General features: G+C 69.0%; 8 protein-coding genes and 2 pseudogenes. 1 reads left to right on the top strand and 9 read right to left on the bottom strand.

From position 1 onward, the window contains the following. Positions 1-9: 9 nt before the first annotated feature. The 4 genes and pseudogenes from OG788_RS06665 to OG788_RS06650 form a co-directional block, all read right to left on the bottom strand. Positions 10-117, bottom strand: a pseudogene (locus tag OG788_RS06665) (IS630 family transposase); the annotation flags it as partial. A gap of 193 nt (positions 118-310) precedes the next feature. After that, on the bottom strand, positions 311-580 hold the full coding sequence (locus tag OG788_RS06660; protein WP_406369517.1) for a transposase: 270 nt from the start codon (positions 578-580) through the stop codon (positions 311-313). A gap of 101 nt (positions 581-681) precedes the next feature. Continuing rightward, positions 682-1518, bottom strand: coding sequence for an oxidoreductase (locus tag OG788_RS06655; protein WP_406369516.1), 837 nt, complete (start codon positions 1516-1518; stop codon positions 682-684). A gap of 41 nt (positions 1519-1559) precedes the next feature. After that, complete coding sequence (locus OG788_RS06650; protein WP_406369515.1) at positions 1560-2531, bottom strand: TetR/AcrR family transcriptional regulator; 972 nt, start codon at positions 2529-2531, stop codon at positions 1560-1562. Positions 2532-3313: 782 nt separating this feature from the next. Between OG788_RS06650 and OG788_RS06645 the strand changes: the two genes are divergently transcribed. Continuing rightward, the gene (locus OG788_RS06645) at positions 3314-6403 is read left to right on the top strand and encodes a glycosyl hydrolase (protein WP_406369514.1); all 3090 of its coding nucleotides are present in this window, start codon (positions 3314-3316) and stop codon (positions 6401-6403) included. Between the two features lie 747 nt (positions 6404-7150). On the opposite strand, the gene OG788_RS06640 is transcribed toward OG788_RS06645, so the two are convergent. The 5 genes and pseudogenes from OG788_RS06640 to lgt all read right to left on the bottom strand — a co-directional run bounded on the left by OG788_RS06640 (position 7151) and on the right by lgt (position 12383). Then, positions 7151-7726 carry a rhodanese-like domain-containing protein gene (locus OG788_RS06640; RefSeq protein WP_406369513.1) on the bottom strand — a complete coding sequence of 192 codons (576 nt, stop codon included), beginning with the start codon at positions 7724-7726 and terminating at the stop codon, positions 7151-7153. Between the two features lie 190 nt (positions 7727-7916). Next, positions 7917-8660 (bottom strand): sulfite exporter TauE/SafE family protein, encoded by a 744-nt coding sequence (locus tag OG788_RS06635; RefSeq protein ID WP_406369512.1) that lies wholly within the window; start codon positions 8658-8660, stop codon positions 7917-7919. Further along, a complete protein-coding gene (locus OG788_RS06630) occupies positions 8657-9022 on the bottom strand; it encodes a rhodanese-like domain-containing protein (RefSeq protein ID WP_406369511.1) in 366 nt (121 codons plus the stop codon). The genes OG788_RS06635 and OG788_RS06630 overlap by 4 nt, the downstream gene beginning before the upstream one ends. A gap of 47 nt (positions 9023-9069) precedes the next feature. Beyond that, positions 9070-10428 carry a rhodanese-like domain-containing protein gene (locus OG788_RS06625; protein WP_406369510.1) on the bottom strand — a complete coding sequence of 453 codons (1359 nt, stop codon included), beginning with the start codon at positions 10426-10428 and terminating at the stop codon, positions 9070-9072. A gap of 1064 nt (positions 10429-11492) precedes the next feature. Continuing rightward, positions 11493-12383, bottom strand: a pseudogene (lgt, locus tag OG788_RS06620) (prolipoprotein diacylglyceryl transferase). Positions 12384-12454 lie beyond the last annotated feature (71 nt).

Here is a 12454-nt window from a genome sequence, read left to right as displayed (position 1 = left end):
CCACAGACGTTACTGAGGTTGTGGCCGTGGTGTCATCAAGGTGAGGCCGGTTTCGGCGAGACATCCGTCGATGAGGTTGCTGCGGTACTGGATCTGGCGGAGACCGTGCCGGAGCGTGCAGCAGTCGGCACAACAGAGCAACATTGTGGGTGGTCTTCTCCGCCTCGATGAACGCGTACACCTCGCTCATCGACCGCTCTCCTGCGCGAAGAAGACCGCCGCTTTTCGCAGCACCTCGATCGTCTCCCGCCTGCTCGGCGGCCAGCCTCCGCAGCCGGCGCAGCTCTTCACGCTCGACCGTTGTCAGCTCTCACGGCATCCCCTGCCCGCGGTCGACCGTGTCCTGCTTGACCCAGTTCCGCAGCCCCTCGGCACTGACCCCGAGCTCCCGGGCCACCTCGGTGACGGTCTTCCTTGAAGAATGCACGAGCGCGACCGCGTGCCGTTTGAACTCCTCCGTGTACCGCCTGCTGCGGTTGCTCTTACGTCCGATCGCGCGGACGATCTCGGAGAAGAATGGCTCGGCGAACAGTCGCCAATCCGGAAGGGTTCGCCGTTGCTGCCGGGCCTCCCAGGGCATGCCGATGTTCTCGTGTCTCTCACCTGGGCGGATGAGATCGTTTGGCGGGCGAGGGGCCCCAAGGGGGCGTGGTGACCGGCGTCGAGTCGGCTGGCCGGTGGTCAGGTGGTGGTCCTGAACTGCATGCGCAGGTAGGCGTCGAAGACGCGGGCGCCCAGCAGGCGCCGGATGTGGATGAGGGCCTTCGCGGCGGGGGTGACCACATAGCGGGCCTTGGGGTGGGCGGCGGTGACGGCGCGCTCTATGACCTCGGCCACGGTCTCGGGCGGTGCGGACAGGGCCTTCGAGTCGTACGACCGGGCCATCTGCTGTTCGGCGGCCGCGTTCAGCGCGGCGTACGGACCGGTCGGGGCGGCGGATTCCGCCAGGGTGTCCGCTGCGGTGTCGCCGAAGGAAGTGCGGATCAGACCGGGCTCGATCAGGCTGACCTTGACGCCGAAGGGCGCGACCTCGAAGCGCAGAGCGTCACTGAGGGCTTCCACCGCGTACTTGCTGGCGTGGTAGTAGCCGCCCACGGGGAAGACGATTCGTCCGCCCATCGAACCAACGTTGACGATCCGGCCCCGGCCCGCCTGGCGCATGCCCGGCAGGACGAGTTGTGTCATCCGGGAGAGGCCGAAGACGTTTGTCTCGAACTGGCGTCGCACGCCGTCCAGGCCGGTCTCTTCCACTGTGCCGTACTCGCCGTAGCCGGCGTTGTTGACGAGGACGCCCACCGAGCCGTGCTCGGCCTCCACGGCCTCCACCGCCTGCTTCATGGACGTCTCGTCGGTCACGTCCAGGGGCAGGATGCGGGCTCCCGCATCAGCCAGGTCGGTCAGAGTCTCGGAACGGCGGGCGGTGGCGTAGACGGTCAGCTCCGGGCGGCGCGCCAGTCGCAGGGCTGTGGCGCGGCCGATGCCCGAGGAGGTTCCGGTGATCAGTACGGAGGTGGTCATGACGTTTCCTTCAGGGGTGTGGGGTGTCTGGGCGTGGTCGTTCATTCGAGTTGCTCGCCCGCGTGGTCCAGGCCGGCGACGATCAGTGCGACTCCGTGGCGCAGGCGCCGTACCGGAGCGTCGGTGTCGGTGAGGTCGGCCTCCAGCCCGCGGGTGAAGGCCAGGAGGAGTTCGGCGACTTCGAGGGCGTCCGCGTCCGGGTGGTCGGCGGCGACGGCAGCGCCGATCATGTCGCGCATCGCGGTGTTGTAAGCCTCGACCTGCTCGGCCGAGAGGCGGGTGTCGACGCCCAGCAGCTCCGCCGCGTGTGCGGGACTGTCGTGCCACAACCGCGTCGCCAGCCCCAGCTTCGCCTCCAGTGCCGCGGTCAGTCGGGCGCGCAGGGTTCCCCGGGTGTCGATCGCCGCGTGGGCGTCGGCCAGTGCGCCGTCGAGCAGGCGCGTCGCCAGTCGCCGGAAGGCGTCTTCCTTGTTGCGTACGTACTGATAGACCCCGGGGCGGGACATGCCCGCTTCACGCGCGATGTCGTCCATGGTCGTGCGCCTGACGCCGTGCCGCGTGAAGCACGTGTACGCCGCGTCCAGGATCAACTTGAGTCGCTCGTCCTCCAACATGCTGACAAGAATTGCATAGAATGTCAGAGTGTTCAAAATGTTCGTCGGCGCTGTGGCGTACCCACCCGATCCAGGCAAACCGAGGATCATGTTCCTCACCATGGCGCCCGCGCGGACCGAGGCGGAGCCTCGACCCTCCACCAACACCTGCTGCAGCACAGGCCGGAGCGTCGCCGATGGACGACGCCCGGGGGAGGTGAACGAGACCGGGCCCGGGGCCGGTTGCAGCTTCTCGGCGACGATTGTGGCCGGGACCAGCCGTTCCAGATTGTCGACGTCCGAAGCGAAGTCGGTGACCTGCCGGCAGCGGATGACCGACCAGTAGTGCCGGGAATATGCTTCTGGGCTGGCCTTTTTCTCCAGTATGTCCTGGCCGACACCATTGCGATGACCTCGCACGTGGAGTGCGTGGCGATTCTCCAACCTGCCCAGAAGGGCCTCTGACCTGCAAGTTCATCGCATGGCAGGAACTGCGCCGGTGGCAGTGTCCAGCATCGGTGAGAATTCCTGACGCTCACGAGACGCTTGATCCCGGTGTTCAGGTTCCCCTCTTCGGTCTTTGAGGACTTCGTCCGCGTCGCGCTCCCTGACGCCCTGGCGAGAGGTGGGCGGAGCACAGGGCTGTTGCCGACGACTCGAAGGCACTCCGCTCGTGATCGACCGGACGCAGGGCGGTGACTGAGTGTGAGGGCAGTCGGGCGGAATGGCGGACCACCTCGACGACAGGCTCCGCCAGTCGTCCACGCGCGGACAGGTATGTCCTCCCGCTCTCGGCAACCCCTTCGCGGCGCTGCCGACCGGAGTCGCGAACTGCCCCGAAGGGGAGCGGCTCGCCCTGAACCGGCTGTTCGTGTTCTTCTGCTGCTTCGGTCTTCAGGTGCGGCGGAAGCGGTCGGCGGGGTGGAGGGCTTCACCTGCGTGGACGTTCTGAATCCGCTGCTCGGGCCGGTGGACAAGTCGACCGTGGCAGTTGGCGGTTCGCCTTGCCGTACCCCGTGCAGCCTGTTGAAGAGGCGGCCCACGTACACCTTGCCGGATGAGACGTCGCACAGGGTGATGTCCTGGGCCCCTGGCGCGTGATTGCTCGGGTACCCGCGTCGGCTTGCCGCGAAGTATTGACCGTCAACCATCGGGGTCCTACGTTGACGCCGTCCTTGAGAGCGCTCTCAGAAAGGTTGATCATGAGATTCCGAAGACGCCTCGTCTTACTGTCGGTAGCCGCCGTGGCCGCCTCGGGCCTGTCGGTGACCGCCGGTGCCGGTGTTGCCTCCGCCGCCACCATCGGTGTGGGTAAGGGGAGTTACAGCGACGTTCGTCCGGCGGGGAGGCAAGGGCCCTCCGACAACGGCGGTCAGTCGGTCAAGCCGAAGGTCACGCCGGCCATGGCGGACAAGCCGGTGCCGACCAACGACTGGTGGTCCTCGCTGATCTTTCAGCGATTCTCCAGCAACCCGTGGTCCGAGAACATGTACGGCCACCCCCTCACCTACAAGGCGGTGTCCGGCGGTCTCGAGGTCGGCTACCCGACCACCCACCAGATTGTGGGCGGCGGCCGCCAGTACGAGTTTCCGCACCAAGCCGACCTGACCCTCGGCCTCGCGGGTCTCAACTCACCCGACGCCAAGGCGGACGGGTGGAGCGACTGGACCGTCACCCCCTACTGGAAGGACGGTGCGCGCACCCTGCGGGCGACCATTGGCCACGGCTCGCCGTACGTGTATGCCGAGGGCACCGGCGGCGCGGCGCAGATCACCGCGGCGGCCCCGCCGGCCGTCTTCGCCGACCGGGGCAACGTACTCGGCGTCACCATCTCCGGCCACGACTACGCGCTGTTCGCCCCGAGCGGCAGCGACTGGACCGTCTCCGGCAACGGGATCCGGGCCGACCTCGGCACCAAGGACTACTTCTCCCTCGCGGTCCTGCCCAGCAAGGAGGCGCTCGCCGACTACACGAAGTACGCGTTCAGTTTCGTCACCGGCTCCACGACCAAGTGGGACTACCAGGAAGGCGAAGGCAAGATCAAGGCGACCTACTCGCTGACCACCGAGGCGAAGGAAGGCGACGAGACCGGGACCCTCCAGGCGCTCTACCGCCACCAGTGGCTGCACACCACCGACGAGTTGACCGACTACACCTACGTCTCGTCGCGCGGTGAGATGAAGGTCCGAGAGGGCACCTCCTTCACGACGGTCCAGGACGTCAACGGCGTCCTGCCGGGGCTGCCCAGCGCCGCCGGCGTCGACAAGGCGAAGCTCAAGACCTACATCAATGACGTGCTGACCCAGGGCGACCCGCTGAGCGGCGCCGTCGACACCTACTGGACCGGCAAGGCCCTGGGCAAACTCGCCCAGCTCGTACCGATAGCCGACCAGATCGGCGACACCGCCGACCGCGACAAGCTCCTCGACCTGATCAAGGGACGTATGGAGGAGTGGTTCACCGTCGGCGGCCCCTCCGAGTTCTCCTACGACAAGGACTGGCGCACCCTCATCGGCTACCCAGCCTCGTACGGCAGCGACCTGGAGCTGAACGACCATCACTTCCACTACTCGTACTACGTGATGGCCGCGGCCATAGTGGCGCAATACGATCCTCAGTGGGCCGCCGACTCCGAATGGGGCGGCATGGTCAAGGAACTCATCAAGGACGCCGCCAACTCGGCCAGGGACGACGCCAGATACCCGTTCCTGCGCGGCTTCGACGTCTACGCCGGCCACAGCTGGGCCGCCGGCCACGAGTCCTTCGCCGCGGGCAACAACCAGGAGTCGTCCTCGGAGTCGATCAACCTCAGCGCGGGGCTGATCATGTGGGGCTCGGCCACCGGTGACAAGGCGCTGCGCGACCAGGGCGTCTACATGATGACGACCGAGTCGGAGTCGATCGCGCAGTACTGGTTCGACACCGACCAAAAGGTCTTCCCCGAGGACTTCACCCACGATGTCGTCGGCATGGTCTGGAGCAGCGGCGGCGCCTACTCCACCTGGTGGACCGCCAACCCCGAAGAGATCCACGGCATCAACTTCCTCCCTGCGACAGGTGGGTCGCTGCACCTGGCCCGCGAGAAGGGCATGCTCCGCCGCAGCATCGCCGAGATGGAGACGGAGAACGGCGGCCCGGCCGTCGAGTGGCGGGACATCCTCTGGGAGGCCCAGGCCCTGGCCGACCCGGACAGGGCCATGACGTTCTGGAACCAGTGGAACGGCGGCTACGTCCCCGAGGAAGGCGAGACCAAGGCCCACACCTACCACTGGATCGCCACGATGAACTCCGTCGGTGCGCCGGACATGACCGTCACGGCCAACATGCCATCGGCCGTGGTCTTCGAGAAGAACGACACCAAGACGTACGTCGCGCACAACTACGGTGCCGAGGCGTGCTCGGTGAAGTTCTCCGACAGCGGCGTCCTCAACGTTCCGGCAAGGTCCACCGCGTCCGGAGCGGGCGACGACACGCAGCTCGAAAATCTCTGCGGAACGGGCGGCGACACCCCGCCGCCGGACGACAGGAAGCCCACCGCACCCGGCACCCCGGTCCCGAGCGATGTCACCGACAACTCGGTCACCCTGACGTGGGCTGCCGCCGAGGACGACAAGGGCGTCAAGAACTACGACGTCTTCAGGGGCAGCGCGAAGGTCGCCACGGTCACCGAGCCCGCCTACACCGACACCGGGCTGACCCCAGGCACCGCGTACACGTACAGCGTCAAGGCCCGCGACACCGCCAACCAGGTCGGCTCGGCCAGCGGCACCGTGACCGTCACCACCACCGGTGACACTCCACCGCCGTACGTCACGGGCGACACCTTCTACCCGCAGTCCGGCGGCCTCCTCAGCACCACGGCGGACGCGACGCCGTCCTCCGACACGATCCAGTCCGCCGGCGGCACGAACAACGACGGCACGCCGAGCAATCCGCTCGTCTACGAGGTGAAGAACGTGAAGGGCACGTTGAAGGCGGGCGCCACAACGGCCCTCGACTTCAAGGTCGACGCGGGCACCGTCGTCGGGAACGCCCAGCAGGCCCGGGTGTCGTACGACCTGACTGGTGACGGGACGTTCGACCGTGTCGAGACGTTCCGCTACTTCGCCACGGATCCGATCTCCGGATGGGAGGCCTACTCATCGGCCCGGCAGGGCCTGCACTCCGCATCGGGCACGTTGGGTGACCTGAACGGCGGAACGATCCGCGTCGAGGTCTGGAGCGTATTGGGCAACACCCCGTCCACCCTCCAGGTGGGTTCAGGCTCCGTCCTCACCATTCCGTTCACCTGATCAGAGGCCTGTGAAGTGAGGTGACGGCGGGCACGCCACCTGAAGCAGCGTGAGCGTCCGGATGACCACGAAACCCGGATGCACAGCGCGCGGACGGCCCGGTGCTGGGGGCTCGGCGCCTCAGCTACCGGGCCGCTGCAGGGCGAGGGACGAGTCGCACCACAGTTCGCCCCCCCCCGTGCGGACGCCAACAGGTTGTCGAGGGGCGTTCGCCACTTTGCGGCACGAGGCCGGGTGACCTCGGCGGCCGGCGCGCGATGTGCGGCCAGGCGTGCTCACCGGAGAGCACACGACCGATCAGGACCGGGTCACCGGGCCGTACGGTCGTGCCGAGGGGCGAGGGACGCCAGGGGGAGAGGCTGCCGGCACGCCGAGAATCTGAGGTATCCGCTCATGAGCACGGTGGGCACGGCTTCGGCGCACAGTGCCAGTGCGGCGGCCGTAGCGGGACTGGCGAGCGGGTCTGACAACTGGCTACGAGGGCGAAGGAAGGCCCGCCCGATTTCGGTCGGGCCTTCGTCAACTACGGTGCTCCCGCCCCACCACACCAGACGGAGCCGTCCTTCCGCCCATGAACGTGGGGTGTGAGGCCGCTGAACCCATAGCGGCTGAAAGATGGTTGCGAGGCTCCCGCTTCCCGTGCCCGGCGACCGCGATCACCGTGACCGCCACAGTGTGGCCTGGGCGGCTGCGATCCGTACCGGGATCGGTACGGACACATTCGGGAGTGGTCGCAGCCTGCGTGTGTCAGCTGTTGCGCAGGCGGGCCAGCGTCGCGTCGAGGTCTGCCTTGCGGGGCCGGTTGTGGGGAAGCCTGGCGAGCATGGCGGCCATTCCGCAGCTGTTGGTCACGGCGGAGAAGACCAGGCCGCCGGCGATGCCGGCTGACAGCAGCCGGAAGGCCGGGTGGACGAACTCGCCCAGGGCCAGGCCGAGCAGGACGACGGAGCCGGCGGTGAGGCGGACCTGGCGCTCCATGCCCCAGGTCGCCTTCTGGGTGCTCTCGGGGCGGTGCAGGTCGTGGCCCTGGGCGGCCCAGGCGCCGGTGCCTCCGGCGAGGGTGGCGGTGTGGATGCCGTTCTCCGCGAGCATCCGGCAGGCGTTCTCGGAACGGGCGCCGGAGGCGCAGACGACGAGGACTTCACCGGTCTGGGCGGCGGTGCGGAGGTCGGGCAGCGCGCGGTCGAGCTGGTCCAGGGGGATGTTCAGGGCGCCGGAGATGTGGCCGCCGGCGTACTCGCCGGGGGTGCGGACGTCGACGATGGTGAGCTCGTGCAGGCGGGCGTGGGTCTGGTGGGGGTCGAGGGTGGTGGGGGTGGTCATGGTTGTTGTCATCCTTGTGTGTTGGAGTGTCCCGGCCGGAGGAGCTCTCGTGCCGATGGGGTGTGGGTGAGGACGTGGAGCGGTGGAACTCGGCCACCCGGTGAGGAGTTGTGCCGATCGGTACCGAAGGAACTGCGCCGGGCACAGCCGCGGGTGTTCGGGATGATCGGAGTCTTTGACCGTGAGCGGGTCAGACGAGCACGTCGACCAGCATGAAGACGGCGACTGCGAGGAGTACGTAGGCGAAGACCCGCTGAAGTGTCTGGCCCTTGAGCTTTTTCGAGAGCCGTTTGCCGTCCCAGGCGCCCAGGATGGCTGCCGCGGTGAACGGTGCGATGACGGCCCAGTCCAGCTGCATGCCCGAGCCGGCCCGTGCGGTGAGGGCTGCCATTGAGTTGATCGTGATGACCAGGAGGCTGGTGCCGACCGCCCGGCGCATGCTCAGTCCGAGCACGCCGACCAGCGCCGGTACTGCCAGGAAGCCGCCGCCCACGCCCAGGAATCCGGTCACCGCGCCGAGCCCGGCGCCGGCTGCCCCGGCCTTGCGGGGGTTCACCGGGCCGGGCGGCTCGGTACGCGCGGGGCGCAGCATCCGCACGGCGGCGAGTGCCGCGATGACGGCGAAGGCGACGGTCAGCATGGCGTCGGGCAGGTGGCCGGCGGCGGCTCCGGCGATCACCGCGGGCACGATGCCCGCGGCGGCGAAGAGCAGCCCCGTGCGCCAGGCCACGTTGCCGTCCCGGGCGTGCCCGGCCAGTGCTGTGACGGACGTGAGGGTGACGATGATGAGGCTGGCCGTCGTCGCCTGCGCCGGGGTGAAGTGGAGCAGGTAGATCAGGGCGGGGACGGCGAGGACGCTGCCGCCTCCGCCGAGTCCGCCCAGGGCCAGGCCGATGACGCCACCGGCGACGAGGGCGAGGATCAGGGCGGTCATGCTATCGAGCCGTCGTTCCCGTGTTTGTCGATGACGGCGTGTCCGGCGGCGGCCCACGCCTGCATACCGCCCTTCACATCGACGGCGTCGGAGCCGCGCTCAGCCAGCAGTTCGGCGGCCTGCTGTGAGCGGCGCCCGCTGCGGCAGATCACCACCAGCGGCCTCGCCTGGGCCCCGCTCGGCAGGGCCGCGCCCGCTGCCAGGCGGGACAGCGGCGCGTGGATGGCGCCGGGTGCGTGTCCGACGTTCCACTCGGTCTGCTCGCGCACGTCCAGCAGGACGGCCGGGGCGTTGGCACCCTGGGTGCGCCGGTGGGCCTCGTCCACGGTGACGCGGTTCGCGCCGCGACGGAAAAGGAACATCACACAACCTCTCGAAGAGTTCTCGGGTACGGGCCAGTTGGCTGCGGTCAGCCGGTGACGATGGTCAGTCCGGCCGCCTCGGCGGCGTCGAAGCCGTCGTCGACCGCCACCACGGCACGGCCGGACGCATCCAGCAGCGAGGCGGCGATACCGGCGCGCATGCCGCCGGCGCAGTGCACCCAGACGGTGCCGGCCGGTACCTCGCGGAGCCTCTTGTGCAGCTGGTGGATCGGAATGTGCACGGAGCCCTCGATGCGTCCGGCGGCCCGTTCGGAGTCGCGCCGCACGTCCAGGACGACGATGCCGTCCGTGCCCCGCTCGGCCAGGCCGGCGAACGTGGAGCGGGGGAAGGACGCGAGAGCGTCGCCCTCGGCCGTCCACTCCTGAGGCGTGCCGGTGGCGGCGGCCGCGGGGCGGTCGATGCCGACCCGGACCAGTTCCCGCTGCGCGGCGGCCAGTTGTTCCGGAGACTCGGCCAGAAGCGTGACCGGCTTGCCCCACGGAATCATCCAGGCCAGATACGTGGCGATCTTGCCGTCCGCCTCGAAGTTGAACGATCCAGCGACGTGGCCCTCCGCGAACGCGACCCGGTTGCGCAGGTCGACGACCCACTCACCGGCCGCGAGCCGCGCGGCGATCTCGTCGGCGTCCGCGACGGCCGGAGGAGTCAGGTCCACGGGCGCGGGACCGGCGGCGTTGGCCGGCCCCATGTACGTGTAGTAGGCGGGGACGGCGTCAAGGTCCGCGAGGAGCTGGGCGACGAACGAGTCCACGTCCGTCGTCAGAGCCGCGTTGACCGCCTTCTCCTTGCCGATCGTGGTGGCGTCCCCCTCGGCCTGCGCCGAGGAACAGAAGCTGCCGAAGCCGTGCGTGGGCAGCACGGACGTCTCGTCCGGCAGTTCGGCCGCCAGGCGGTGCGCGGAGGCGTGCTGGGCGCGGGCCAGGTCTTCGGTCAGGCGGGGCTCGACCAGGTCGGGACGGCCCACCGTGCCGATGAGCAGGGAGCCGCCGGTGAAGGCGGCCACCGGCTGCCCCTGGTCCTGCAGGACGTAGGACGTGTGGTGCGGAGTGTGGCCCGGGGTGGCGACCGCCCGAAGCTCCAGCTCGCCATCGACGGTGACGGTGTCGCCGTCGGTCACCGGGACCCGCGTGAACGACACGCGCGCCCCGGCCGGCACCAGGTAGGAGGCGCCGGTGACCCGCGCCAGCTCCAGACCGCCTGTGACGTAGTCGTTGTGGATGTGCGTCTCCACCACGTGCGAGATCCGTACCCCCCGGCGCGCGGCGGCCGCCAGAACCTGGTCGACATCGCGCGGCGGGTCCACCGCCACGGCCGTCTGCGTGCCGCCGGCCAGGTAGCTGCGGTTGCCCAGGCCCTCGAGCTCAATGGTGTCGATGAAGAACACGGAGATGCTTCCTTCCCGTCGAATGTACCCCCCGGGGTATATGCACCCTAACATTGGTACCCCCGGGGGTATTCCGTTCGGGGTTTCGATCTCGGTCCGGTCGTCGGCTGCGGGCCGCTGCCTGGTTGGTTCGCGCGCTGAGGCGCCAGCCGTGCTGCCCGCCGGCTTCGTGAGGCCGGGACCGGCCGCTGCCGCATTCCCTGGCCGACCGCAGGCCCTCCGAGGCCCGGATGCGTATTCGCCATCGCGGTCACGCCGCCGTTCAGCGTCCCCCTGGCGATCGCCTTGCCGGTACTGATGGCGACCTTGGTCCGCCTGGGGCTGGGACGCCTCCAACCCGGCCGGTGACACCAACCAGGCACTCAGTCCGATTGGCCACGCGCGGAAGTTGCCCTCGCCGGACCGAGGAACCACCGCGGAACTGATCCTCTGACAGTGCGCGGAGCCCTCGGCGGGGTGGCTTCCGGCAGGGGAAGGGCGGAGGATTGAAGCAGCCACTCAGTGGACAGACAGGCTCGCTTCCCCTGCCTCCCTTGCCTGGCTTCGGGCGCGGTGCCTGCCGCTCACGGATCATGCCCATCGACGTGAAACCAGGCATTGCCATGCACAGCACCTACGCGTTCATCCGCTGCGATGGCCGACTACAGTTTTGCGACGGCATCCCGGGGTCAGTTGGCATCCCGGGGCCAACGGACACTGAAGCCGGAGCCGGTCGCGGCACCACCGCCACTTTCACGATCCATCGCGCAGGCTGGGGCGGTCACGGTCTGCACGGCCCACATCATCGATGACCCCGGCCCCGACAGCACCTCGCCGCCCGAGACCCCGTCGGCAGCTGTCTCGTGTCTGCGCTGGGAGGGCCCGACCAGCACATACGCGGCAATCTGGTGATCGGCGGTGACCGAGCGGAGCCTGGCTTCGAGAGCCCCGCCCCCGATGGGGTGTTCTTGCGCCTTGGTAAGACTGCAGGGAACGCTGCGGGGCAGGCGGCAGCAGGCCGAGGCGCCGGTTTCGGGAAGAGCCGTCGGCTGGACCTTTTGATACGTCGGTGCCCGGAGCCGCGGTCAGACGCCCTTCCGGCCGGAAACGCCGGTCGCGACCGGCGGCACGGCCTCGTCGCCATCCTCCGCGCCGGGGTACGGGGCGAGGTCGCTCGGACGAGGGCGGCGGGTGGCGATCAGGTACACCAGCGCCCCGGTGAACAGCAGGAGGGAGACGTAGTCGTTCAGGCGCAGACCCAGGAAGTGGTTGGCGTGGTCGATGCGCAGCGTCTCGATCCAGGCCCTGCCGGCGGTGTAGGCCAATACGTAGCAGGCGAAAAGGCGTCCCCGGCGGAGCCGTCGGTGGTATCTGCCGTCCAGCCAGAGCAGGAGTGCCACGATGCCGAGGTCTCACAGCGACTCGTACAGGAATGTCGGGTGGTAGAGCGCGACCGAGACGCTGTCGGCGGGGCGGTGTGCCGGGTTTATGTACAGCGCCCAGGGCAGGTCGGTGGGACGGCCGAAGAGTTCCTGGTTGAAGTAGTTGCCCCAGCGGCCGATCGCCTGCGCCAGCACCAGTCCCGGTGCGGCGGCATCCGCGAAGTCGGACAGCTTGATGCCCCGGCGTCGGCAGCCGAGAAAGGCGCCGACTGCGCCGAGCGCCACGGCACCGGGAACGCCCAGACCGCCGTCCCAGATATACAGGGCGTGCAGCGGCTGTCGACCCGCGGCGAAGTACAGCTCCGGATCGGTGACGACGTGATACAGACGGCCGCCGAGTACGCCGAACGGCACGGCCCAGATCGCGATATCGGCGATGTCCTCCCGGCGCCCGCCCCTCGCTGCCCAGCGGCGTCCGGTCAGCCACACGGCGGTGAGGATGCCGGCCAGGATGCACAGCGCGTATGCGCGGAGCGGTAGCGGCCCGAGGTGCCACACCCCCTGCGAGGGGCTCGGCAGGTACGCCAGGTTCATGGACTCGACCGTTCTCACGTGCACGGGGGCCGGCTGGTGGGCCGCGACAGCTCGCCCGACAATACATCGGA

The organism is Streptomyces sp. NBC_00647 (genome assembly GCF_045207245.1).
Classification (GTDB): domain Bacteria; phylum Actinomycetota; class Actinomycetes; order Streptomycetales; family Streptomycetaceae; genus Streptomyces.
Note: the sequence above shows the minus strand (reverse complement) of the source record. Positions and strands in the feature narration are given on the sequence as shown.

Excerpts from the sequence above, each read along its gene's own strand:
- OG788_RS06655 (WP_406369516.1), bottom strand. The coding sequence starts at position 1,518 with ATGACCACCTCCGTACTGATCACCGGAACCTCCTCGGGCATCGGCCGC.
- OG788_RS06645 (WP_406369514.1), top strand. The coding sequence starts at position 3,314 with ATGAGATTCCGAAGACGCCTCGTCTTACTGTCGGTAGCCGCCGTGGCC.
- OG788_RS06630 (WP_406369511.1), bottom strand. The coding sequence starts at position 9,022 with ATGTTCCTTTTCCGTCGCGGCGCGAACCGCGTCACCGTGGACGAGGCC.
- OG788_RS06660 (WP_406369517.1), bottom strand. The coding sequence starts at position 580 with ATGCCCTGGGAGGCCCGGCAGCAACGGCGAACCCTTCCGGATTGGCGA.
- OG788_RS06635 (WP_406369512.1), bottom strand. The coding sequence starts at position 8,660 with ATGACCGCCCTGATCCTCGCCCTCGTCGCCGGTGGCGTCATCGGCCTG.
- OG788_RS06640 (WP_406369513.1), bottom strand. The coding sequence starts at position 7,726 with ATGACCACCCCCACCACCCTCGACCCCCACCAGACCCACGCCCGCCTG.